Raw genomic sequence first — 23,061 nt, forward strand, 5'->3', positions numbered from 1 at the left:
CCGACGATCACTATGACGTGCGGCAGGCGGCGGTCGAGGCGATCGAGCGGATTGAACTTGGATATCGACGCCGATCACGCGGAGGTCGGTAACTTTCGATAGCCTGACCATCTTCGCCTGGCTGGCCGACGCCGACCCGACCAACGCCAAGGCGCAGAGTGACCTGAACGCCTCCTACAAAAGTTGGGGGATCTGGCACGGGCGACCGGGAACCTGGCGCGGCCGAAGGTGCCTACCGCGGCAGCCTGACCATCGCGGAGCGGCTGGCCGGTGTTCAAATCGGTCGGGCCTCGATCCGAGAAGGTCGGCATCGCCGGTGTCCGGAGCCAGTCTCGTTCCGCGCCCGCCGTGGCACTCAGGCCGGCGTCCTGCGCATCGGTCGTATCGCTGACGAACATCACCATAGTGACACGACCTGATGCGCCGACAGGAGACCACCCAGAGCGCGGTGGCTGTCATCGCAGCGTAGAAGTCGTTCGGGTGGCACGGTATCGTCGCGGGTGTCGGTGGCTGTTGGCCGTCGTGCGGCGGTGGGGCTCGCCGGACTCGAACCGCGGCATCCGCTGCCGCCAACGGTCCCTACTTGTGCCAGGTCGTGCCCGGCTGCTCGGGCACCGCGCAGGTAGGGAGACAGATATGGACGGCGCGTTCCCGCCGAAGGCCGAGCGACCCACCGATCCGGATGTGGATCTGCGTGTTCCGGCGCAGCGTCGGGAGCTGGGCCGTGGGCCTGTGCTGCTGCTGGCGGTGATCGCGGTCGGTGGGGCGGTCGGGGCGTGCGCCCGCTACGGCGCGTCGCTGCTCTGGCCGGATCCGGCCGGGGTGTTCCCGTGGACGACCCTGCTGGTGAACACGGTGGGCTGCGCGCTGATCGGGCTGCTCATGGTCGTGATCACCGAGGTGCCGGCGGTGCACCCGCTGACCCGGCCGTTGCTGGGCACGGGGGTGCTGGGCGGATTCACCACCTTCTCCACCTACGCGGTCGACGCGCGACGGCTGATCGACGGTGAGCACACCGGTCTCGCCCTGGCGTATCTGGCGCTGACCATGGCGCTGGCGCTCGGTGCGGTCTGGGCGTCGGTGGTCGCGACCCGCCGGCTGATCGGGCGACGGTCGCGGTGAACTGGCTGCTGGTGATTCTGGGGGCGATGGTGGGAGCGCCGGCGCGCTACCTCGTCGACCGGGCGGTGCAGGCCCGCCACGACAGCGCGTTCCCCTGGGGCACGTTCACGGTCAACATCGCTGCCAGCCTGATTCTCGGGCTGGTGACCGGTGCGGTTCTGGCGGGGGCCGCGTCGTCCCGGGTGGGGCTGCTGGTCGGCACCGGGCTGTGCGGGGCGTTGAGCACCTACTCGACGTTCTCCTACGAGACGCTGCGCCTGGCCGAGAACGGCAGCGGCCTGCTCGCCGCCGCGAACGTCGCCGCCAGCATGTTCGGCGCCCTCGGCGCCGCCGTCCTCGGGATGGAGGTGGCCCGGGCGGTGTGGGGATGACCGGACGCGGGCGGGGCTTCGCCCACGAACACCCTGACTGCCGCCTGGGGCGGGGTCGGTCTGCCGGCGGTCAGGCGGAGTCGGAGGTGGAACCCGAGTGGGAATCGGGCGCTGACGGGTCGTCCGGGCTGGGGGTGATGGGGGAGGGGGAGGGGGAGGCATCGTCCGGGGGTGTCGTGCGGCGGTGTCGACGGGTCCGCAGGACGGCGAATCCGCCGGCTGCCAGCGCCGCGGCGCCGGCCACCGCGCCGGCCGCGTAACCCCACGGGCCGGGCAGGCCGAGTGGGCCCTCGGAGTCCGTGTCCGCGGCGGCGCCCCGGGCAGCGCTGGCCGTGGCCGGGGCGCAGCGGGCGGTCGTGGCCTCGTCCCGGTAGGTCCTCTCCTCGGCGGTGGGGGTGTCCTGGCCGAGGGTCGGGTCGCCGGTGCGCAGGGCGGCGCGGTCGGCGGTGTCGAAGCGGCCCACGACGTCGGCGTAGAAGCCGACCTGCGCGGCGGCCAGGTCGGCGTCGAACTTCTCGAGTTCGCCGTCCGGGGAGACCACGACGAGATAGCTGGGCCCGGCGATGCCCGAGACGTGAGGAACACCGGCGAGCTTGTGGAACGGCGCGCCGGGGGTGATCTGCAGTGGCGGTTTGAGCAGTGCGTGCCGTTGCAGCCCGGCGGCGACCAGCGCGGGCTTGGCGATGGTGTCGAGGGTCGGGCCCTGGGTGGTCCAGATGGCGTAGAGCTCGTTCTCGCCGCTGGCGTGGTAGCCGCGTGCGGGATCGTCGATCCATTCGGTCGCGCCGAGATGTTCGATGCTGACCGCGCCCACCGCGCGCCGGACCAGATCCGGGTGCCGCAGAATCCAGGCCCGGGAGTTCTCGATGCCGACCCGTCCGGACATGTGCCCGGGGTACAGCGCGAACACCAGTGTCCGGCGCAACCGCTGCCCGGGCGGCAGCGCGGCGAAGTGCCGGGCCAGGGCGACCGCCGCGACCCCGCCGTTCTCCTCGAACGCGTTCTGCCCGTCGGTGTGGGTGTTGACGATGACGCACTCGTCGCTCTCACCGGGCAGCACCGCGGTGATCTGGCGCAGTCGGGTGCGCCGGACAGGGGAGATCAGGGTCAGTCGTGTGCGTGGCCGGGCCGCCGCCCGCTCCCGCAGCCGCGCGCCGACCTCGCGGTCGACGACGAGGGCGGGCAGCGGCTGTGGCCGGGCGGTGTGTGACGAGTAGTTGCCGCGCAGCGCCGGGCGGGACGCGGCCGTGGTGAACACGACGCCGGCCAGCCCGAGCGCGGCGAAGTCGTTGAGGTCCGGCCATGGCCCCAGCCACAGACGGGAGTAGTCGATCTGCGCCCAGTCGGCCTCGTCGTGCCCGTCCCACTGCAGGTAGGCGGAGATCGCGGTGAACACGTTGGCGGTCAGCCGGCCCGGGGCGGGCAGGTCGACCAGCAGGACGGTGCCGCGCAGCGATCCCGCCGGCACGGCGGCCACCCAGGCCCGGATGGCGGCGGTCACCGCGGCCGGGTCGATGAGCGCCTCGATCTGGCTTGGCGTCGGGAAGCCCGTGGCCAGCACCAGCGGGCCGGTGACACCCTGGGCGGAGGTGCCCGCCGAGCGCACGTACGAGGTCGCCACCTCCACCGGGCCGGCGCCCGGGCCGTCGAGGATCTCCAGGGCGAAGTCGGCCGGCTGGTAACTGTCGTAGGTGTACTCCTCGCAGGGCTCGATCCGCAGGCCGGCGGCGGCCAGTTCGTCGGTCAGCCAGGTGCACCACTCGTCGTGGCCCGGCCAGCCCGGCAGCCGTGGCCCACAGTCGACCATCCGCCGCACATCCGCCCTGAGCCGCTCCGGAGTCGCGGTGGCCACGATCCCGGCCGCCGCCGCGCCGCCTGCTGCCACGGTGGACGTGCCGGTGCCGGTGCCGGTGCCGTCGGTGTCGGCGGGTGGCGCGGCGGCTGATCGGCGGGTGAGGCTGGCGCCGATGGACGCGGTGGTCGCCGCGAGCAGCGCACCGCGGACCAGGGTGCGCCGGGTGGCGCTGGAATCACCGTCTGCCACCGTCTCCCCCTCGCCGCCGTCAGGACCGCATGACCGTCAGGACCCCGCCGTCGGTCGTGAGCTCGCCGTTCGCGAGTTCGTCCGTGGGCTCGTCCGCGGGCTCGTCGTCCGTGGGCGCGCGGCCCTCGGGATGGGCGGCCGATGTGCGGGCCGCCAGTCTGTCACGTAACGTCGTCAGACGGGTGATCTCTGCGTCCAGCGCGGCGATGCGACGTTCGACGACGCCGCTCGTCGCGCTGCACACCCCGCGGGGATCACCGTAGCGCGGCAGGGTGTCACCCTCGAGCAGGTGCAGCCGGTCCGTGCAGGCCCGCACGTCCTCGACGGTGAGCCCGAGCGCCAGCAGCTCACGGATGATCCGAAGCCGGTTGACATCGGCCTGGTCGTACACACGCTGCCCCGAGGCGGTGCGCCGCGGTGGTGGCAGCAGCCCGCGCTGCTCGTAGAACCGTAGTGCGCGCTGGGTGGTGGCGGCCGCCGCCGCGGCCTCCCCGATCTTCATCCGCGTCCTCCAGGGTGCCCTACACCTCGACGATGACCGTGCCGAAGTGCTGTCCCGCGATGGTCTCTGACAACGCACGTGCGGCGTGTTCGATACCGGAGACACGCACCGAGGGAAAGGTGATCTCGCCGCGGCCAAGCCAGTCGCCGAACCGCTCGCTCCAGTCGGTGGCCACCGTGTTGTCGAGCCCGCGCAGCGTGATGTGCTTGAGGATCAGCGCGAAGGTGTCCAGCGCGACGGAGGCGACGGTCCCCGTGGAATCCGGGGCGAGCTGCCCGGCCAGCGCCCCCACCAGAACGATCCGGGCGCCTGGTCGGGCGGCGGCCACCGCCGCCTGGAGCTGTTCACCGCCGACGTTGTCGATCACGACGTCGATGCCGTCCGGGGCGGCCTTCGCGAGCCCGTCCGCGAACGGCGCACCGCCACGCAGGACGACGTCGTCGTAGCCGAGCTCGTCGACCAGGCGCCGCGCCTTGGCCGCCGAACCGGTGCTGCCGATGACCCGCCCGGCGCCGAGCAGCCGGGCGATCTGCCCCGCCAGAGAACCGACCGCACCGGCCGCTCCGGACACGAAGACTGTCTCGCCCGCCGCCAGCCCGCTCTGCCGCAGTGCCGCGTAGGCGGCCCGCGCCGAGGAGAGGTGGGCCGCCGGATCGGCCAGTGCGTCACCCAGCGGCTGGACCTGCGCGACCGGCACGGCCGCGTACTCCCGCCAGCCCTGCCAGTGAAAGACCAGCGCACCTGGCCGCAGGCTGGCGTCGGCCGGTGCGGCGACGACCTCGCCGACGGCCGCGCCGAACAACGTGTCACCCGGATGAATGGGCGGGAACGGCGCGTCCTCGACCCCACCGCCCAGCACCGTGCGCAGCGCGGCGAACACATGGAAGTAGTGGTTACGCACCAGAACCTCGCCGTCACCTGGCATGGGCACCGGCACTGCGACGACGGTGAAGTCCTCCGGCCGGGGCAGACCGACCGGTGTGCTGACAAGACGAACCTCACGGGAACCGGACATGCGCGCGACCGTAGCCCCTGACCCGCACGTCAGAGTCAAACCCCGATGGTCAGGAGGCAGCGTTCAGGAGGCGGCGGTCAGCAGGCGGCGTTCAGGAGGTGGCGGTGGGGGTGCGCAGGGTGATGAGGGTTTCGAGGTAGGTGGAGGGGAGGGCGACGGGCTGGCCGTCGAGGTTGCGGTTCCAGCGGCGGGCGAGGGCGGTGAGGTCGGCGGCGAGGGCCGCGCGGCCGGTGTCGTCGAGGGCCTCGAACGCCTTGTGGGTCGGGCCGTACCAGCGGCGGAAGGTGTCGGTGAACTCCTCCGGTGAGGCGTAGCGGAACACGCAGGTGCGTTCGAGCGTCCGGATCTCGGCCGCGTCGGAGCCGAACAGGGCGGCCAGGTGCTCCCGGGTGCCCCACAGCAGCGGGGAGGCGACCCCCGCCGGCGGGGGCACATGGCGGCTGATCGTCCGGAACATCTCGCCGATGAAACCGTCCGGGGTCCAGGTGACCAGGCCGAGCAGGCCCCCGGGCCGGGCGACGCGGATCATCTCGGCGGCGGTGCGGTGGTGGTCCGGGGCGAACATCGAACCGAAGACGGACAGCACCGCGTCGAACGAGGCGTCCGGGAAGGGCAGCGCCTCGGCGTCACCGAGCCGGAAGTCGACGTCGAGTCCTTCGGCGGCGGCCCGGGCACGTCCCCTGGCCAGCAGTTCGGGGACGTAGTCGACGCCGACGACGCGGGTGCCCGAGCGGGCGGCGGCGAGCGTCGCGTTGCCGCAGCCGCAGGCGACGTCGAGCACGTCCCAGCCGGGGCGCAGGTCGGCGGCCTCGGCGAGCAGCTCGCTCTGTAGCACGATCCGGCCGGCGATGACGGTGTAGTCGCCGCTGGACCAGATCTTCTGCTGCTTCGCCTTCACCGCGGCGAGGTCCGGGCCGGGGGCGGTCGTCGTGGGGCTGGTAGTGATCGTGGTGGGGCTGGTGGTCATGGTGGTTCCTCCGGTATCGGGCCAGCTCAGGCCGGGTGGGCGAGGCCGGCTGGGGCGCCGTGACGAACGCGGCGCGGTGTCTGTCCCGATGGTGCGCCGGGGGCGGTGGGGTCGACCAGTCGCGTTTCTGGACCTGGGGTGTCGGCCGGACGTCAGTGCTGACCGCTGCCGGGCGACGACACCAGCGCGCTGGGCGTGATGCAGTGGTGGGGTGCCGATCCATTCCGACTACTGCCCCATCGCGCTCGGCGTCGAGATCCTCGGCGACCGGTGGACACCGCTGGTGATCCGCGAGCTCATGGCCGGCGCCGAGGGGTTCAACGACATCCACCGGGGCCTGCCGCGGATGAGCAGGACCCTGCTGACCGGACGGCTACGCGCGCTCGAACGGCATGGGCTGGTCCGCCGGGAGGTCGCCGAACGGGGCCGGCCGGGTCGTTATGTGCTCACCGAGGCCGGTCAGGCGATCACGCCGATCGTCTGGTCGTTGGGGCAGTGGGCCGCCGAATGGGTCTTCGATGACCCGGATGACGGTGATTGCGATGGACTGTCGCTGATCTGGCGGCTGCACCAGCATGCGGTGCCCGAGCGACTACCCTCTCGGCGAACGCTCGTGCACCTGACGTTGACCGGCCCCGGTGCGGCCCAGGGCTGGCTCGACGTCGAACGGCCCGCGATGACCGTCTGCAAGGAGGAACCGCGTCAGGACGTGCACCTGCGGGTCACGGCCAGCGGCAGGCAGATGCACCGCTGGCTGGTTGGACGCACGCCGTTTCGCGCCGTGCTCGACGCCGGCGAGGCCGAGCTGCACGGGCCGGCGGCGCTGGTCCGCGCCTTTCCCACCTGGTTTGACACCACGACCTTCGCCGCCGCCCAGAGCCGTCACCATCAGCACACGGACGGTCTGGGCGAAGTCGGTTAGCACCCGGGCCGGGCTCACCGCCGTCGGTGCTTGTGCCCGGTGAAGGTCCGCGCACGAACGATCTCGGTCATGGACAGGAGAGAACAGTCATGGTTCGTGGGCTCGCACACGCACGTCTGGGAGTCGGCGCGATCGCCGGCCTGTTGACCGTCGCCACGCTGGCGGCCGGTTGCGGGGGCGACACCACAGGGGGAACCAGCATCGCCGCCCCACACGCCTCGGTGACGGAACACGTCTCGACGCCGGCCCCCGACGCGACATCGTCATCCCCGTCATCCCCGTCGGCGACCACCTCCGCCGAAGCCGACATGGGCGCGATGACGGCGAATCCGTCGGCGACCCCGGCCAGCCAGGTTCCCGGGGCTCGCGAGTCGACGTTCATCCTGCTCAACACCAGGCCGCCGGGGCACAACGACGTTCGGGGAACCGCCTGGCTCGCCCAGAACGCCACCAGCGGCACCACCCTGACCGTCACCGCGACCGGCCTGGCGCCGGGCGGGAAGTACGTCGCGCACCTGCACGCCAAGCCCTGCGCGGTGGACAACGGCGGTGGACACTTCAAGTTCGACCCGAACGGTCCGGCCGTTCCGCCCAACGAGGTGCATCTGGCCCTGCCCGCGGATGCGGCCGGCGCGGTCCAGGGGACCGTCACCAACGCCCGTCCGGTGGGCGACGCCGCCCAGTCGGTGGTCATCCACCCCGTCGACGCCCTGGACAAGCGGGTGGCCTGCGCCGATCTCTGATCCCGCACCAGTGGTCCAGCCCAACGATGGTGCTCCTCGGTCCCTGTGACGATGGCCTGAGCCATGTCCGCGACAACATTCCCGCGCTCGGCGTCGCGTTCGTCGGCTTCGGTGCGCTGGCCGTGCGGCCGGTGCCCGCGTCGGCTATGCGGCGGTGAGCACGGTCGGCGCGATCGCGGCGGTCGTCCCCAGGAACGAGTCGGGGACGGGATAGTCGCCGAGAATGTAGCGGAGAACCGCCGCGTGCATCGCCTCGACGGGGGCGATCGTCGCCGCGGTGGAGATACCGGTGGTGTTCGTGACGTTGGTCAGCGCGGAAAGGTACGTCTGCGCCGCACCGGTCTCCAGGTCAAGGGCGATTCTGGCGACCTCGGGCAGCGTTTTGGCCTGGTTCAGTTTCGCCACCTCGCCGGCGGCGATCGTCAGGGGTGCGCCGGTGATCTCCGGGAGTTTCGCCGAGGCCAGCACACCGTTCCACGCCTTCCCATGGTCGGTGTGCTGCGACCGGACAACGGTGACGAACTCGCCGATCGCCGGCGGAACGGTGCCGTAGGTGCCGGCGCCGGCCTTCGTCAGCACCGCCGAATAGGCGGCGACCGCGAGGTTCTCCAACGCGGCGGCGAGCGCCACGACCTTCAGATCACCGGTGTACCGGCCACCGGTGGTCGCGGCCGCGGACGAACCCATCCCACCGGTGTTCGAGCCGCCACCGGACGAGGAACTTCCGCAGGCGGCGAGGACACCGGCACCGACCGCGGTGAGCCCACCGAGCAGCACTCCCCGCCGGTTCGCCGCCCGCGCGCCCAGGCCCCGGCCCAGATCCCGGCCCAGGTCGGTGAGCTGCGCGGCCGCGGCGGGAAAGGTGTCCCGGTGAGCCTGATCGAGATCGGCGGTCATCGCCCGCAGTTCGGCGTCGCCCACGTCCAGTCGCCTGCTGCTCATCGGAGGGCTCCTTCGGTGGCCGGCGAAGCCATGGTGGTGGGGTAGAAGGCGTTCGGGAAGGCGACGCTGCCCGCGGCCTTGGGCAACGTGGCCAGATTCGGCGGCAAGGTGATCAGAGCACCATTACTGACCGGCAACAGCGCCTGGACGGCGAGCAGCACCGCCCGGTGCTGCGCCTCGACGGCGGCCACACTGCCCAGCAACATCCGCAACATGGACGTGCCCACCTCGCTGACATTGCGGGTGTAGGTCTGCGCGGCGACGTCCTCGAGGATGATGGCGAGCGCGACGACGTCCCCCGGGCCCTTGATGGTCGGGACCGCGGCCTTGACGACCGCCGCGTATTTCGGGTCGGGATCGTTCTGCTCCCTGCCACCAAGCTTCACCACGGCGGCGTTGAAAGCCTGGGCGTGTTCGGCATGCTGGGCCATCGTCTTCATCGCGAAGGCCTTCACCACACCGTTCGCCATGGTCCCGCCGATGAACGGCAGTGTCAGCGCCGTCGTGTAGGTACTGACCGCGAGATTCTCGATCGACGCCGCCGTCTGCAGAATCGCGATGTCGGACGTGGCGGCCGAGGCCCGTCCCGCGCCGGCCGCGACCAACCCGGTTCCGGCGATCCCCACCATGGCCGCACGCTGGGACCGGCGCCGCCTCGTCGTCCCGCGTCCCCGCCACCAGCCGCCTTCGCCGGCCTGGGCCTGGGTCTCGGCCTGGGTCTGGGCCTTGGCCTGGGTTTCGGCCTGGGCCTGGGTTTCGGCCTGGGCCTGGGTCTCGGCTGCCGCAGAGTGCGCTGCCGGCGGTGCGTCGGTGGGCCGTTCGGTGCCGCCGCCAGCCTGCTGTCCGGGGGAGGCCGTGGCCTCGAGGTAGTCGCCGACGGCGGCCCGGTGGCCGCGCATCGCATCGCTGTGCAGGTCCTGCGACTGTTCGACCAGCTCATGTAGCTGCTGGTCATCAACGGCGTCGGTCACCGCACCCCTCCCTGTCCGTACCGTGTGACCCGCGCTCGCCTGGTGCGGAGCTCGGTGGTGCACACGGTGGGGGTTCGAGGCCGCGGCCCGGCCGGATGGGTGTCGCCGCCGGAAATCTGCCATCGGACCGCTGTGGTCGCAGCCCACACCCCCGCTTGGTGATCGGCGCTTCGCCGCCCTGCTGGACGTCGGATCACGGGGCCGTATGATCGTCGGTCGCGTTCTCCAAATCGTCCGATATATGCATAAATAGGCGATTCGTGCGGCGTAATGGCGCGATGCCGGGGGCCTCGATGCTCTCTATCGCTGCTATATCACGGTCATGTTCATGGCATGCCGAGGGTTGTTCAAGGATCTCGGCCTCCCTGCACCGAACATCCCTCGGCATGGTGTCGAACAGCCCTCGGCATCCGACCATGAATCGGGATGGCGGCGGGGAGGGGCGTCGGCGCTCAGCCGTCCGAGAGAAAGGTGCGCAGAGACCGGCGCCGAACGTCTGCGGATGGTCGCGGCTATGGAGAAACGGGTGAGTCCCCGCGGCTGGGTCCCGGTGCCGCCCGGCGTGGTGAAGCGGGGACAGCACCGGGACCCAGCCGATCGAAGGCCCGAAGGCCCGGCGACGCGGTGGCCCGGCGACGCGGTGGCCTGGCGACGCGGTGGCCTGGCGACGCGGTGGCCTGGCGACGCGGTGGCCCTGCGGACAGGCGAATGTGGCGTGGTGCGTGGACCTGGCCCGTCCGCGGGATCAGGTCCTGTCAGGTCGACTCAGAGGTAGTCGACGTAGTCGTCGTGGTCGAGTCGAGGGAGGCGGGGGAACCAGGGGTTGGCGCCCGGCTTGCCGATGTTGACGACGAGGATCGACCTGTACGAGCGGTCGGGGAAGAACTCGGCGTCGACGCCGGCGGCGTCGAAACCGGCCATCGGCCCGGCGGCCAGGCCGGCGGCGCGCACGGCGAGGATGAAGTAGGCGGTCTGCAGGGCGCCGTTGAAGCGGGCCACCTCCGCGCGGCGCTCCGGGTCACCCGTGAACACGTCGCGCATCTCGGGGCGGGCCGGGAACAGCTGCGGCAGCCGGTCGTGGAAGTCGACGTCGACCGCCAGGATCGCGACGACGGGGGCCGACTCGGTCTTGGCCCGGTTGCCTTCGGAGATCAGCGGTAGCAGGCGCGCCCTGCCCTCGGGGGTGGTCACGAAGGTGATGCGCAGCGGGTTGATGTTGGCCGACGTCGGTGGCCACTTGGCCAGCTCGGTGATGGCGCGGAGCTGGTCGCGGGAGACAGGCTCGTCGCTGAAGGCGTTGGCGGTACGCGCCTGCGTGAACAGCAGCGCCACAGCGGCGGGGTCCAGCACGAGGTGATCGGCAGCCAGCTTCTCGACGGCCAGGCTGGCTGTCGACGGATCTTCGCTGGCGGGGATCTCGGTGGTGGAAGTCACGGGTCTCCGATGGGTGCGAGTGGGCGTCGTGAGGATCTGCATCTGGTGGCCGGGCCGGCTGGCAGGCCATCCACGTCCTGCGCTGCCGGCGCGGCCGACAGGTCAACCATGTCGCCGGCCGGGTTATGCCGGCGCCCACGGGTCGAGGGCCGCGTCAGTGGGGTGCTGTGGCGCGCACCGCCCAGCAGGCCGCGGTGTAGCGGAAGTGGTCGGCCTCGCGGAAGGGTTCGAAGGCGGCGCGGACGGTGCCGACGACTGTGGCGCGGGTGGCCTCGTCCAGGTCCGGTAGAAGCCGGCTGACCGGGCCGACCAGGGTGAAGTACTGTTCCAGCTCCAGTTCGGACAGGACGCACGGCTCGTCCACCGGGACGATGTCGATGTTCGTCCAGCCGCCGCCGCGCAGAAGTCGCTCGGTGTGTTCTCGGCGGGCGAGCGAGAACGGGCCGGGTGCGTCGGGATCGCGCTGGGCGAGGCCCGGAAGAATTGGCGCCGCCGCCCGTTCGGCCGCCGTGAAGAAAGGATTATCGGCCAGGCCGCGCCAGGAAACGAAGGTGAGCTGTCCGCCGCTGCGGGTGGCGCGGCGGACATTCGTGAACGCGGCGACCGGATCGGCGAAGAACATCACCCCGAACCGGGAGATGACCGCGTCGAACCCACTCGGCGGAAAGGGATGACGCGCCGCGTCGGCGCGCACGAAGTCGACCGGCACCCCCGCCCGCAGCGCACGCGCACGAGCCGCGGTGAGCATCAGCTCGGAGACATCGACACCAACACAGTGCCCTCCCGAGCGAGGTTCCCCCGCGTCACCTCCGGCGGTGCCGCCGGCCCGGCGGGCGGCGGCGAGCGCCGTCGCACCGCCGCCGCAGCCCACGTCGAGCACCCGGTCACCGTCGACGATCCCGCTGGTCAGCAGGTCCGCGAACGGTTGGTACATCCGGTCGAGCAGGTCCTGCGCCGCGATCCATCCGCGCCCTGCCGCACCGTTCCACATCGTCGCCTGCCGCCCACCGGTGGTCACCGTGTCGCCGCCCGCCGCGGCTTCGGTGCGGCCGACGGGCCCGCCGGTGCTCTCCCTCGCCCCACTCATGATCTCGACTCCTTGTTCTGACGCTCGCCGCCCGCGAAGCGTGCCGCCCCGTCCGCGAAGCGTGCCACCCTGCCCCGTGGGCGGTACGTGCCGCCCGCCCACGGGGCAGGGTGCCGCCCACGGTGGGACGGGGTCAGGCGGCGGCGAGGCCGGCGAGATCGGTGTGCATCTCCCACACCAAGATCTCCGCCGGGCCGGACGTGGTCGCGGTCACCCGTTGGCCGCCGGTCGCGGTGAACCGGACGGCGTCCCCCGTGGCCAGCGTGCCCGCCCCTTCGAGCTCCACCTCGCCCGCGGCGACGAACAGATGCAGCCAGGGGGCCTCGGGCAGGGTGACCTCGCCGCCGGGCCGAAGCCTGGCGGCGTGCAGGGCCGCGTGCCGGTTACGGATACGGATCGCGCTCTGCCCGTCATGGCGCGCCATCCCGGACGCGACCGGCACCAGCCCGCCGCGCAGCAGCTCGTCCCCGATCTCCAGCTGCTCGTAGCCGGGGTCGATGCCACGCGTGTCCGGTGCCACCCACATCTGGACGAAGTGCACGGGCTCGTCGTGCGGCTCGCCGCCGAGGCGCCAGGAGTCGTTCTTCTCCGAGTGCAGGATGCCGCGACCGGCACTCATCCGCTGGGCCAGTCCCGGGTAGATGACCCCGGTGGTGCCGATGGAGTCCTGGTGCACCAGCGAGCCGCGCAGCACCCAGGTGACGATCTCCATGTCGCGGTGCGGATGGGTCTCGAAGCCCGTCCCGGCGCGGACGGTGTCGTCATTGCTCACCAGCAGGACGCCGTGGTGGGTGTTGTCCGGGTCGTAGTGGTGGCCGAACGAGAACGAGTGGTGCGAGTCCAGCCAGCCCGTCCGGCTTGCCGCCCGGCTCTGGGCGCGACGGATGTCCACCGACACGGTGCTCGTCATGACGGAACCCTCCTACCTTCGGCGCATCCGGACCACTCCAGTGGATGCTTGCACGTGCAACTACCGAGGTGGTCCAACTCTTCCCGGCCCCGTCCGGGACAGGACGCGCCTACCGGGTATGCAGCCAGGCAGTGATCGGCAGAGTACGGATCGGCAGAGTACGGATCGGCAGAGTACGGATCGGCCGGGCAGGGATCGGCCGGGCAGGGATCGGCGTGGGACCCGAGGGAGAGGAGCAGGCCGTGCGGCCACGGATACATGTGATCACGCTTGGGGTGGGCGATCTCGAACGCTCGCTGGCCTTCTACCGGGACGGGCTGGGCTTCCCCTCGTCCGGGATCATCGGCACCGAGTTCACCGGCAGCGCGACCGAGCCGTCCGGCGCGACCGCGATGTTCACACTGGACGACGGTCTGGTCCTGTCGTTGTACCCGCGTGCGGAGCTCGCCAAGGACGCGGGCGTGGACCCGGCCCGGGTCGCCGGTAGCGGGGTGGCCTTCGGCCATACCGTCGGGCGCCGCGAGGACGTCGACCGCGTCCTCGAACTCGCTCGGCGCGCCGGCGGGACGGTGCCCGGTCCGCCGCACGAACGGCCGTGGGGTCTCTACGCCGGTCACTTCGGCGATCCGGACGGCCACCTGTGGGAGGTCGTCTACTTCATCCCCAAGGCTGGCCTCGTCGACGACCCCGCCCGCGCCACCGGCCAGTACGTGACGCAGGGATCTCCCTCATGACGGTGACCACCATGACGGTGACCAAGGTGCTGTCGGTGGTGCCCGTGGCCGATTTCGACGCGGCGACGGACTGGTACGAGCGGCTGTTCGGTCGACCCGCCGACGCGCGTCCGATGCCGGGTCTGGCCGACTGGCACGTCTTCGACGATGCCTGGGTGCAGGTCTTCCAGGACGACCAGCGGGCCGGACGGGCGGCGTTGAACCTCGCCGTCGACGATCTGCGAAGTGCGGCGGCGGCGCTCGCCGGTCGCGGAATCACACTCGGTGAGGTCACGACGACGACCAGGCAGGCCAGGCTCGCCTCGGTCGCGGACCCCTGCGGCAACACCATCACCCTGATCGAGAACCCGTCGACCTGACCGGTCAGTTCGGCCAGACGTAGCCGAGGACCTCCTGCGGGTGAAGCCTGCCCGGGCGGCGGCGCGCGGTCATCCGGCTACGTTTCTTCCCGTGTATACCGGCGGCGGCATAGCGTCGCTAATGCGCGCTGGCCATGGGGAGCCCCACCGCCTGTGCCCGTCCGCCGGCCGTCTAGATTGGCGTCGCTCCGTCCTGTGAAAACGGAGAATGAAAGGCAGGCGCATGACACCAGGGGCAACTCAGGCCTCGCCGGTACCACAGCCCACGGTCATCATTGGGTTGATGACCTATGTGGTTCCGGCTACCGGTGGGTTTACCTTCGGTCGCGATCCGGCTAGCACGCACTGCCTTGACCCTGATGACCTCGGCGTTTCTCGATCCGCCGGCGCCATCGTGTATCAGCGTCGGCACTGGTGGATTGTCAATGCCAGCAAAACGCATCCGCTGACGATTCTGGAAGGCGGCCTGCGCGAGACGCTGATGGCCGGCCGTTCGCGGTTGCTGGCCGAGTCGACGACGGTGTGGGTGGCCGGCCGGTTCCGCACGTACGCGCTGCACATCCAGTTCTCGGAGCAGCCGCTGGACTACGGGTTGGACCAGCTTCGCCCCGGCGCGCCGCTGCCCGCCGGGCTCGCGACCTGGAGCGCACCGGAGCTGTCCGCCGTCGACCGGGCCGTCTGCGAGCTTCTGTTCGAGCCGCTGTTTCGCACCGACGGCCGGTCCGATCCGATCCCGACGACCTACCTGGCGGTGGCGACGCGACTCGGGCTGCCCGAGTCGACGGTGCGCCGCCGGGTCGACAACCTGCGCGCCCGGCTCACCCGGCTCGGCGTGGTCAACCTGGACGGTCGGACCGCACTGACCAACCTCGGCGAGTACCTGATCAGCCATCGCATGATCGGTAACACCCGTTCGTCGTCCTTCACCGGCACCGACGCGCCGTCCGGTGTCGGACGGGCGGGGTGACCATCCCGGATCCCCGGATTTCGGCTGGCTGAACCGCCGGCGTCCGCGCGGGACGGCGGGCTGGCTACGGCCAGGTGCCGGCCGCCGCAGGTAGGGGAGAGCACGCATGAGACCGCTTCGATACTCGATCAACGTCACCCTCGACGGCTGCTGCGACCACCAGGTGGGGATCGTGGATGACCGGGAAACGTAGCGCGCAGGCCCCGTCCTTCAGGGCGGGGTCAGCGCGTCAACTCGGCTGCCAGAATGACCGGGGAATCGTGTATTCTGTCAGGTGTGGGAAGTCGGGTGGTGAAGCGGGCGTACCGCTACCGTTTCTACCCGACTCCCGGCCAGGTGGAGAACCTCGCGAAAACGTTCGGCTGTGTCCGCTACGTGTACAACCGGGCGCTTGCCGAACGGCGCCGGGTGTGGTCCCAGGAGCAGCGGCGGATCGGCCATGCGGAAACCGATCTGATGCTCACCGGGTGGAAACGGGACCCGGACACTCTGTGGTTGGCCGAGCCGTCGAAAGGCCCGCTGCAGGCCGCGCTGCGGAATCTCCAAACCGCCTATGTGAACTTTTGGGGAAAACGGGCCGGCTACCCGATGTTCAAGCGGAAGGGGAAGACGAACGATGCGGCGACCTATTTCCGGAACTGTTTCACGTTCCGGGACGGGCGGCTGAGGCTGGCGAAGCAGGCCGCGTCGCTGCGGATCGTCTGGTCCCGTCCGTTCCCGGACGGCGCGGTGCCGTCGCGGGTGACGGTGTCCCGCAACAGCCGGGGCCAGTATCACGTGTCGATCCTGGTGGACTGCCCGATCGAGGCGCTGCCGGCGGCGGGCGGGCAGGTCGGGGTGGACGCGGGCATCACGTCGCTGGTCACGCTGTCCACCGGGGAGAAGATTGCCAACCCGCGGTACGAGCGGACCGACCGGGTCCGGCTGGTCCGGGCGCAGCGGGAGCTGTCCCGGAAGAAGAAGGGCTCCGCGAACCGGGCGAAGGCCCGGCTGAAGGTCGCGAGGATCCACGGTCGGATCGCCGACCGCCGGCGGGATCACCTCCACAAACTGTCCACGAGGATCATCCGCGAGAACCAAACGGTGGTCATCGAGGACCTGGCGGTCCAGAACATGGTCCGCAACCACAGTCTCGCCCGTGCGATTTCGGAGGCGGGCTGGCGGGATCTGCGGACCATGCTGGAATACAAGGCCGGCTGGTACGGACGCGACGTGGTCGCGGTGGACCGCTGGTATCCCAGCTCGAAGACCTGCTCGTCCTGCGGGACGCTGGTCGAAAAGCTGCCGTTGAACATCCGGGAATGGGCCTGCGCTTGTGGTGCGGTCCACGACCGGGATGTGAACGCGGCACGGAATGTTCTCGCGGCGGGGCTCGCCGTGATCGCCTGCGGAGACGGAGTGAGACCACCCCGCTCCTAGAGTGGGGAGGCGTCTGTCAGTGAAACAGGAAAACCTGCCCGCGAGGGTAGGAATCCCCGGTCTTCAGGCCGGGGAGGATGTCAACTACGAGATGATGGAGCAGGCGTGGCGGCCGACGGCGACGGGAGCCTGGCCGGAATGGATGGCGGACTGGATGGTCCCCTTCGCCCGGGCGATCGACGGCGCGAAGAAGCACGTCGTGTCGAGCACGCTGGAGCGGGTCGACTGGAACGCGGAACTGGTGCGGGGTGATCTGGCGACAGCCGTGACACGGCTCAGGCAGGAACCCGGCGGGGGCATTTTCGTGGGAGGAGTGACCCTCCCCCTGGCCCTCGCGGATCTGGGTCTGATCGACGAGTACGAGTTCGTCGTGCATCCCGTCCTGGCCGGCCACGGACCCACACTGTTCGCCGGCCTGAACGACCGGATCGCCCTCACGCTCGTGGGACGCCAGGAGTTCAGCTCAGGCGCGGTCGCCCTACGCTACGAGCCCATCCGGGACCCGGCCTGAACGCGTGCGCCCGTGGCGGCGGATGGGGCCGAAAATGGTTGGCGGGCGGCCTCGGCTCCGCGCGATGATGCCGGCGTTCGCGGCGGCCACGGGGGACGTCGAGCGTGCCGCATCCGCCCAAGGGAGAGCAGTGACTGCCGCCGGTTCCACCTCTTCGCCCCTGCCCTCCGGGGCCCCATCACCCGGAGCCCCGTCGTCGGGCAGCCTGTCGTCGGGCAGCCTGTCGTCCGGTGCCCGGCAGGTCGGGTCGGAGCCGGTGGTGCGGGTGGCGGGTGGGGCGTTGCGGGGTGGCTGGGTGGACGGGGTGGCGGTTTTTCGGGGCATCCCGTACGCGGCGCCGCCGGTCGGGGCGCTGCGGTTCGCGGCGCCGGTGCCGGCGGGGCGCTGGGATGGGGTTCGGTCGGCGCGGGCGTTCGGCCCGCCGCCGCCGCAGTCGGACGTGCTTGGTGCGGCCGGCGGCCAGGGTGCGGCCGACGCGGGGGACGACTGGCTGACGGTGAACGTCTGGACGCCCGCACCCGACCCGGCGGCGAAGCTCGCGGTGCTGGTGTGGATTCACGGTGGTGCGTACACGATCGGGGCGTCCGACCGGCCCGAGTACGACGGCGGCCACCTGGCGCGCGACGGCGGGGTCGTGCTGGTGACGTTCAACTACCGCGTCGGGATGGAGGGCTTCGCGCAGCTCACGGGTGCGCCGCCGAACCGGGGGCTGCTGGATCAGGTCGCGGCGCTGGAATGGGTCCGCGACAACATCGCCGCGTTCGGGGGCGATCCGGGGCTGGTCACGGTGTTCGGAGAGTCTGCGGGCGGTGGGTCGGTCGCCGCGTTGCTGGCGATGCCGCGGGCGGCGGGGCTGTTTCGCCGGGCGATCGCGCAGAGCGCGCAGGGCACGTACTTCGCGACCGAACTCGCCGCCGACATCGCCGCCGTGTGCGCGGCCGAGCTCGACCTGCGTCCCACCGCCGCCGATCTCGCCGGGGTGGAGCCGGGGCTGCTGGTGATCGCCGCCGACGGGATCGCCGCCACGCTCGCCGAGCGGGCCGGGCGGTGGGGGCGTCCGGCACTGCGGTCGGTGCTGTTCGCGCCGGTCGTCGACGGGGAGGTGCTGCCGTGCACGCCATGGCAGGCGGTGGCCGGCGGCGCCAGTCGTGATCGTGACCTGCTCGTCGGTCACACCCGTGACGAGCAGCGACTGTTCACCATGATGGAGGGCGCGCTCGGCCAGGTCAGCGCCGAGCAGGCGGCCGCCGTCCTGGCACGGTTCGCGCCCGGACCAGCGGACGAGGATGCGGGGGCGGGGGCGGGTCGCTACCGTGCCGCCTATCCTGACGCGGGTCCGGGCGAGCTCTACGAACTGGTTCTGTCGGACTGGCTGTTTCGGATGCCCAGTCTGTATCTCGCCGAGGCGCAGATCGCGGCAGGCGGTCGGGCGCACGTCTACGAGCTGACCTGGTCCGCGCCGGGCCTGGGCGGGGTGCTCGGCGCCTGCCACGGACTGGACGTGCCGCTGGTGTTCGGCAATCTCACCAGCGGCCAACCCGCCGTGCTGCTCGGCGAGGGGCCGTCCGCCGCGGCCGTGGCACTGTCAGCCGACATGCGCGCCGCGTGGACCGGTTTCGCCACCCACGGTGACCCCGGCTGGCCCGGCTACGAGCCTGACCGGCGTCGCACCCGGATCTTCGACACCCCCGCGGGCCTTGTCGACGACCCGGAGCGGGCGAGCAGGCTGATCTGGCAGGATCACTCCTTCCCGCCGCTGGCCCTGCTCAACGCCTGAGCCGGGTATGCCAGGCCGGCCAGGGGGTGGGGAGGACAGCCGACCGGATGCTCGGTGACGATGTGGCGTCGGTTGCATCCAGATCCGCCAGATCGACATCGGCGACCCGCTGGCCGTCTCACGCGGGGCGGCGGTTCGTCCTGATGCATGGTCGAGTGCTGCGGTTTTACCCTACGATGGCGCGGTGTCGACGCCGCGCGTGGACGCCACGGCGGGTGGCGACACCATTCTTGTGAGATCCGGTGAACCCGAACCGGTGTCCTTTTTCACCCGGGCCCGGTGGTCCCATCTGTTGTCCTCGGTCGGTCAGGAGAGCACCACGGCGGTGCTCTCCCCGTTCTTCGCCGGGACGCTGGGCGCCGCCCCGGTCGTGATCGCCGGGGTGGAGGCCGCGGGCCGCGCCGGTGGCACGGTGGCGCGGTTCGGCGGTTCGGGTCTGGCTCGGCGCCGGCCCGGGGCGCGCGGCCTGCTGGATGTCGCCGGTTACGGCGGGGCGGCGCTGGCCGCGGTGTTTCTCGCTGGCAGCTCCGCGGTCTGGCAGGCCGGGGCCTGCCGCTCCGGCTCGTGGGTGGCCAGCGGCCTGGGCACGCCGACCACCCTGCGGCCGGTGAGCGAGCAGGCACTGGTCCGCCGCAGCGGCCGTCAGCTCGGCCAGGAACGGGCCTACGACGCGCTGGCGGCGGCCGTCGGCCCGCTGATCGCGGTCGGCCTGCTGGCGTTCGCGAGTGTGCGCACCGTCCTGCTGCTCGCGATCGTCCCAGCGGTGGTGGCCGGGGTGGCCAGCGCCATTGGTGCCCGTGCGACCCGCAGGGCCGCCGCGGCGGCTGGCGGCGCTGGGGCTGGTGAGGCCGGGGTGAACGCGCCGGGATCGCCGCCGGCTCCAGGCGGACGGACGATGCTCGCCCAGCTGCGGGGGTCCGGGCCGTTGGGGCGGCTGCTGGTCGGGGTCACCCTGTACGAGGCGTCGAACATCGCCGCCGCGCTGCTCCTGCTGCGTGCGGCGAAGATCCTGCCTGAGGGGGCGGGGGCGTTCAGCCGGTTGCAGGCCGTGGCGATGCTCTACGTCGTGTACCAGCTGAGCTCGGCCGCCTGCGCGGCCTGGGCGGGGCGCGTCGTCGACCGGCTGGGCGCCGGGGTCGTGGTCGCCATCGGCGCGGTCGCCCTGCTGATCGCCTACGCCGGTTTCGCCTTCGCCAACCCGGGCGAGCTGGCGGTCATGATCGGCTGCTTCGTGCTGGCCGGCGCCGCCGCCGGCGCGGTGGACGCCGCCGAATACGCCGGGGTGGCCAGGCTCACCACGCCGGACAGTCGCGCCCCTGCCCTGAGCGCCCTGATCGGCCTGCAGAACGCCGGACGGGTCTTCGCCACCATCACCGCCGGTGGTCTGTGGACGCTGGTGGGCCCGTCCGCCGGCCTGCTGATCTGCGGCCCGCTGCTGATCGTGGCTGTTCTCCTGCTCTCCGTCCGCCCGGTTCATGCCGCCGACGACCTGACCTGACGCGGACCGCGCGGGAGCGGGCGCCCCCGCCGATCAGCGTGACCCGCTCGACGGGGACCCGTTTCGGCCTGACCCTCTCGGCCTGACCCTCTGAAGCCGCGCCGCCTGGTCACGCGCCCGGTGCGGCCAGCGGTGCGACGTCGTCGAACACGCTCGGACTGTGGGCCGCGACGAGGATCCCCCAGGAACCCGGGCGACGTGACCACAGCCTGGTCCGCGGGTCGCGTTGGCGGATCGGGGTCAGATCGAGGGCGACGTCCAGCGTGACCTCGCCACCCGCGTCCAGATCGACCCGCCGGAAGCCGACCAGCCGCGGAACCGGACGCTCGAGCGCCGTGTCCACCGCGTAGACCTGCGCCACCGTGGAGCCCACCCGGGCGCCGGTGTTACGCACCCGCACCGTCGCCGTGCCGTCGGTCTCGCCCACGCGCTGGTCGACCAGGGCGTGTTCGAAGGTCGTGTAGCCAAGCCCGAATCCGAACGGGAACGCCGCGGGGTGGCCGTCCCGGTCGAGCTTGCGCTGCCCCCACCAGGCGTCATAGGTGATCGTGCGGGCCTCGGCGTCGAAGAACGGCAGGTGCGCGGGGTCGGTGGGGATGGCCACGGGCAGCCGCCCACCGGGCTCGGCCGCGCCGGTGAGCACGTCGGCCAGCGCCCGGCCACCCTCCATCCCCGGATACCAGGCATGCAGGATCGCCGGAACCCGTTCGCGCCAGGCCTCGACGATCAGGGCGCTCCCACCGATCAGCACCACCGCTGTCCGTGGGTTCGCGGCCGCGACCGCGGTGATGAGCCGCTCGTCCGAGGCATGCAGGGTCAGGGTGGCCCGGTCCCCACCGCGGCCGAACTGGCTGCGGGTACGCACCAGCCAACCGATCACCCGGCGCACCGGGCGCAGGGTGAACGGGAAACCGAGGACGGACAGGTCGGCGTCGTCGTTCTGGATCCGCTCGCCCTCGTCCCGGTGATCCATGCCGACGACGAGAATCGCCGCGTCCGCTCGGGCGGCCGCCTCGGCCGCGGCCGCGATGTGGGACCCGTCGAGGTGGCTGATCTCGATGCCGGGCAGGGCCGCACGCAGCCCGTCCAGCGGCGCACTGGTGCTGGGCGGGTCCACCATCGACGATCCGTGGTCGCCGATGTTCGCCTCGGCGGCGAGCCGGCCGATCACCGCGAGCCGCCCGATCGACGCATCGAGGGGAAGGATCGCCGCGGCGCCGACCGGGTCGTTCTTGAGCAGCACCATCGCCCGGGTGGCGGCCCGCCGGGCCAGCGCGCGGTGGGCGGGGCTGGCGACGACCTCCAGCGAAGGCTCGGCCTGCTCCCGCGTGGCCAGATGCGCCAGCGTCGTGCGCAGGACGCGGTGCGCCGAGCGCACCACGAGATGGTGGGGCAGCCGTCCGTCCTCGCGGGCCGCGGGCAGACCGCGGGCGCGGACCAGCCGCAGCGGCATCTCGACGTCCAGTCCGGCCTCCAGACTGCCCACGGCGTCGTGGACGCCGAACACCCAGTCGCTGGTGACGAAGCCCTCGAAGCCCCACTCGTCGCGCAGCACATCGGTCAGCAGGACCTTGTTGACATCCAGAAACCGGCCGTTCACGGAGTTGTACGAGCTCATCACCGAATCGACCCCGGCGGCCACCACCGCCCGGAAATGCGGCAGGTACACCTCGTGCAGCGCGTGCTCGTCGACCGTGACATCGACCTTGAACCGGGAGTTCTCCACCGAGTTGAGGGCGAAATGCTTGACACAGGCCATCACGTGGGGGCGAAGCCCCCGGGTCAGCGCCACACCCATCCGCCCGGTGAGGACGGGGTCCTCCCCGTAGCATTCCTGCGCCCGGCCCCAGGCCGGATGCCGCAGCAGGTTGACGCACACCGCAGCGCTGTAGTTGGCGCCCTGGGCCCGTGCCTCCAGGCCGATCGCCGTGCCAACCTCCCGCTCGAGGGCGGGGTCCCAGGTCGCGGCGCGCGCCATCGTGACGGGAAACGCCGTCGAGTGGCCCATGATGACGCCCCGCGGGCCGTCGCTGAACCGGATACCGGGGATACCCAGGCGCGCGACGGCTCCGCCGACCACCGGGCCGGCCTTCATCCTGCTCATGAGCTTGAGCGCCGCCTGGATCGGCGTGTCGCCGTCGAGCAGCCAGAGCAGTTCGTCCTCGGTGAGCTCGGCGATGAGCTGGTCCGCCGCCTCGGCCGCGGTCTGCCGGCCCGCACGGATCCGCCGGACACACGCGTCGACGGTGCCAGCGGTGGCCCCCTGGTACTGCGCCATGGCACGGTCCCTTCACACGGGCGGCGCCACCGGACGCGCCGGCCGGAGCCGGTGGTGTCACGGCGAGGACGACTGCCCGGAAAGGACTACCCTGGCTTCCAGGCGGAAGCAAGGATAGCGCGGCCAAGCCGCCGAATCCGCCCGCGAGCCCGCGCCGCACCGTTCGTGTCGTCGGGATATGCGCGTCCGGACCAGCGGGGTGCCTGGAGCTCGGCTAGGCTCAGTTCGGCTCAGCTGAGCTGATACGGGCTGAGCCCGTCATCGAGGGGAAGCAGACCGGCGACGGTGGCCGTGACCTCGAGTGAGCGCAGGGCGACAATGCCCCGCAGGACGTGCACGAAGGCGGTGTCGGTGGCGGGGGGGGCGGGCGGGGCGGCCCGGGGCCGGGGGGATCGCCCGAGCCGGGGGGGGGGGCAGGCCCGGCGGGTTGGCCCGATCCGTTGACGTGGCCTGCTCCGGACGGGGCCGTGCTGTCCGGATGGCCACCG

General features: G+C 71.7%; 21 protein-coding genes and 1 pseudogene. 11 read left to right on the top strand and 11 right to left on the bottom strand.

Annotation, left to right across the window (positions count from 1 at the left end; all coding sequences use genetic code 11):
- Window positions 1-636 precede the first annotated feature (636 nt).
- Entirely contained in the window at window positions 637-1,122 is a 486-nt protein-coding gene (locus MXD59_RS24665) for a fluoride efflux transporter FluC (RefSeq protein ID WP_248826969.1), read from the top strand.
- Window positions 1,119-1,493, top strand: a complete 375-nt coding sequence (crcB, locus tag MXD59_RS24670) for a fluoride efflux transporter CrcB (protein ID WP_248814885.1) — start codon at window positions 1,119-1,121, stop codon at window positions 1,491-1,493. Before MXD59_RS24665 ends, crcB begins: the two co-directional genes overlap by 4 nt.
- 70 nt (window positions 1,494-1,563) lie before the next feature.
- On the opposite strand, the gene MXD59_RS24675 is transcribed toward crcB, so the two are convergent.
- The 4 genes from MXD59_RS24675 to MXD59_RS24690 form a co-directional block, all read right to left on the bottom strand.
- Entirely contained in the window at window positions 1,564-3,537 is a 1,974-nt protein-coding gene (locus tag MXD59_RS24675; RefSeq protein ID WP_248826970.1) for a hypothetical protein, read from the bottom strand.
- 19 nt (window positions 3,538-3,556) lie between these two features.
- On the bottom strand, window positions 3,557-4,039 hold the full coding sequence (locus tag MXD59_RS24680; protein WP_248826971.1) for a MerR family transcriptional regulator: 483 nt from the start codon (window positions 4,037-4,039) through the stop codon (window positions 3,557-3,559).
- Window positions 4,040-4,058: 19 nt separating this feature from the next.
- Window positions 4,059-5,054, bottom strand: coding sequence for an MDR family NADP-dependent oxidoreductase (locus MXD59_RS24685; RefSeq protein ID WP_248826972.1), 996 nt, complete (start codon window positions 5,052-5,054; stop codon window positions 4,059-4,061).
- 91 nt (window positions 5,055-5,145) lie between these two features.
- Window positions 5,146-6,021: a class I SAM-dependent methyltransferase gene (locus MXD59_RS24690; RefSeq protein WP_248826973.1), complete on the bottom strand. Its 876-nt coding sequence runs from the start codon at window positions 6,019-6,021 to the stop codon at window positions 5,146-5,148.
- A 211-nt stretch (window positions 6,022-6,232) separates the two neighbouring features.
- Between MXD59_RS24690 and MXD59_RS24695 the strand changes: the two genes are divergently transcribed.
- Together MXD59_RS24695 and MXD59_RS24700 are read left to right on the top strand one after the other, a co-directional pair.
- Window positions 6,233-6,943 carry a winged helix-turn-helix transcriptional regulator gene (locus tag MXD59_RS24695; RefSeq protein WP_248826974.1) on the top strand — a complete coding sequence of 237 codons (711 nt, stop codon included), beginning with the start codon at window positions 6,233-6,235 and terminating at the stop codon, window positions 6,941-6,943.
- 89 nt (window positions 6,944-7,032) lie between these two features.
- Entirely contained in the window at window positions 7,033-7,686 is a 654-nt protein-coding gene (locus MXD59_RS24700) for a superoxide dismutase family protein (protein ID WP_248826975.1), read from the top strand.
- A 144-nt stretch (window positions 7,687-7,830) separates the two neighbouring features.
- Here the strand turns inward: MXD59_RS24700 and MXD59_RS24705 are convergent, their stop codons facing one another.
- The 5 genes from MXD59_RS24705 to MXD59_RS24725 form a co-directional block, all read right to left on the bottom strand.
- Window positions 7,831-8,628: a ferritin-like domain-containing protein gene (locus tag MXD59_RS24705; RefSeq protein WP_248826976.1), complete on the bottom strand. Its 798-nt coding sequence runs from the start codon at window positions 8,626-8,628 to the stop codon at window positions 7,831-7,833.
- Entirely contained in the window at window positions 8,625-9,599 is a 975-nt protein-coding gene (locus tag MXD59_RS24710) for a ferritin-like domain-containing protein (protein WP_248826977.1), read from the bottom strand. The genes MXD59_RS24705 and MXD59_RS24710 overlap by 4 nt, the downstream gene beginning before the upstream one ends.
- Window positions 9,600-10,364: 765 nt before the next feature.
- Window positions 10,365-11,033 carry a malonic semialdehyde reductase gene (locus MXD59_RS24715; protein ID WP_248826978.1) on the bottom strand — a complete coding sequence of 223 codons (669 nt, stop codon included), beginning with the start codon at window positions 11,031-11,033 and terminating at the stop codon, window positions 10,365-10,367.
- A 154-nt stretch (window positions 11,034-11,187) separates the two neighbouring features.
- Window positions 11,188-12,120, bottom strand: a complete 933-nt coding sequence (locus MXD59_RS24720) for a class I SAM-dependent methyltransferase (RefSeq protein ID WP_248826979.1) — start codon at window positions 12,118-12,120, stop codon at window positions 11,188-11,190.
- Between the two features lie 133 nt (window positions 12,121-12,253).
- Entirely contained in the window at window positions 12,254-13,030 is a 777-nt protein-coding gene (locus MXD59_RS24725) for a pirin family protein (protein WP_248826980.1), read from the bottom strand.
- A gap of 215 nt (window positions 13,031-13,245) precedes the next feature.
- On the opposite strand from MXD59_RS24725, the gene MXD59_RS24730 reads away from it, so the two are divergent.
- From MXD59_RS24730 to MXD59_RS27130, 7 genes are all read left to right on the top strand, one after another.
- Window positions 13,246-13,764 (top strand): VOC family protein, encoded by a 519-nt coding sequence (locus tag MXD59_RS24730; RefSeq protein WP_248826981.1) that lies wholly within the window; start codon window positions 13,246-13,248, stop codon window positions 13,762-13,764.
- On the top strand, window positions 13,761-14,123 hold the full coding sequence (locus tag MXD59_RS24735) for a VOC family protein (protein ID WP_248826982.1): 363 nt from the start codon (window positions 13,761-13,763) through the stop codon (window positions 14,121-14,123). Before MXD59_RS24730 ends, MXD59_RS24735 begins: the two co-directional genes overlap by 4 nt.
- Before the next feature lie 394 nt (window positions 14,124-14,517).
- Window positions 14,518-15,090 carry a hypothetical protein gene (locus MXD59_RS24740; RefSeq protein WP_248826983.1) on the top strand — a complete coding sequence of 191 codons (573 nt, stop codon included), beginning with the start codon at window positions 14,518-14,520 and terminating at the stop codon, window positions 15,088-15,090.
- A 288-nt stretch (window positions 15,091-15,378) separates the two neighbouring features.
- The gene (locus tag MXD59_RS24745; protein WP_248826984.1) at window positions 15,379-16,509 is read left to right on the top strand and encodes an RNA-guided endonuclease TnpB family protein; all 1,131 of its coding nucleotides are present in this window, start codon (window positions 15,379-15,381) and stop codon (window positions 16,507-16,509) included.
- A gap of 19 nt (window positions 16,510-16,528) precedes the next feature.
- Window positions 16,529-17,020, top strand: a complete 492-nt coding sequence (locus MXD59_RS24750) for a dihydrofolate reductase family protein (protein ID WP_248826985.1) — start codon at window positions 16,529-16,531, stop codon at window positions 17,018-17,020.
- Between the two features lie 130 nt (window positions 17,021-17,150).
- The gene (locus tag MXD59_RS24755; RefSeq protein ID WP_248826986.1) at window positions 17,151-18,797 is read left to right on the top strand and encodes a carboxylesterase/lipase family protein; all 1,647 of its coding nucleotides are present in this window, start codon (window positions 17,151-17,153) and stop codon (window positions 18,795-18,797) included.
- A gap of 184 nt (window positions 18,798-18,981) precedes the next feature.
- Entirely contained in the window at window positions 18,982-20,295 is a 1,314-nt protein-coding gene (locus MXD59_RS27130; RefSeq protein ID WP_248826987.1) for an MFS transporter, read from the top strand.
- A gap of 109 nt (window positions 20,296-20,404) precedes the next feature.
- Here the strand turns inward: MXD59_RS27130 and MXD59_RS24765 are convergent, their stop codons facing one another.
- Window positions 20,405-22,573: a beta-glucosidase family protein gene (locus MXD59_RS24765; protein ID WP_248826988.1), complete on the bottom strand. Its 2,169-nt coding sequence runs from the start codon at window positions 22,571-22,573 to the stop codon at window positions 20,405-20,407.
- A 230-nt stretch (window positions 22,574-22,803) separates the two neighbouring features.
- Window positions 22,804-23,061 (bottom strand): annotated as a pseudogene (locus MXD59_RS24770) (hypothetical protein); the annotation flags it as partial.

It is taken from the genome of Frankia umida, assembly GCF_023242945.1.
Lineage (GTDB): Bacteria > Actinomycetota > Actinomycetes > Frankiales > Frankiaceae > Frankia > Frankia umida.

Excerpts from the sequence above, each read along its gene's own strand:
- MXD59_RS24665 (WP_248826969.1), top strand. The coding sequence starts at position 637 with ATGGACGGCGCGTTCCCGCCGAAGGCCGAGCGACCCACCGATCCGGAT.
- MXD59_RS24680 (WP_248826971.1), bottom strand. The coding sequence starts at position 4,039 with ATGAAGATCGGGGAGGCCGCGGCGGCGGCCGCCACCACCCAGCGCGCA.
- MXD59_RS24685 (WP_248826972.1), bottom strand. The coding sequence starts at position 5,054 with ATGTCCGGTTCCCGTGAGGTTCGTCTTGTCAGCACACCGGTCGGTCTG.
- MXD59_RS24690 (WP_248826973.1), bottom strand. The coding sequence starts at position 6,021 with ATGACCACCAGCCCCACCACGATCACTACCAGCCCCACGACGACCGCC.
- MXD59_RS24700 (WP_248826975.1), top strand. The coding sequence starts at position 7,033 with ATGGTTCGTGGGCTCGCACACGCACGTCTGGGAGTCGGCGCGATCGCC.
- MXD59_RS24705 (WP_248826976.1), bottom strand. The coding sequence starts at position 8,628 with ATGAGCAGCAGGCGACTGGACGTGGGCGACGCCGAACTGCGGGCGATG.
- MXD59_RS24720 (WP_248826979.1), bottom strand. The coding sequence starts at position 12,120 with ATGAGTGGGGCGAGGGAGAGCACCGGCGGGCCCGTCGGCCGCACCGAA.
- MXD59_RS24725 (WP_248826980.1), bottom strand. The coding sequence starts at position 13,030 with ATGACGAGCACCGTGTCGGTGGACATCCGTCGCGCCCAGAGCCGGGCG.
- MXD59_RS24735 (WP_248826982.1), top strand. The coding sequence starts at position 13,761 with ATGACGGTGACCACCATGACGGTGACCAAGGTGCTGTCGGTGGTGCCC.
- MXD59_RS24765 (WP_248826988.1), bottom strand. The coding sequence starts at position 22,573 with ATGGCGCAGTACCAGGGGGCCACCGCTGGCACCGTCGACGCGTGTGTC.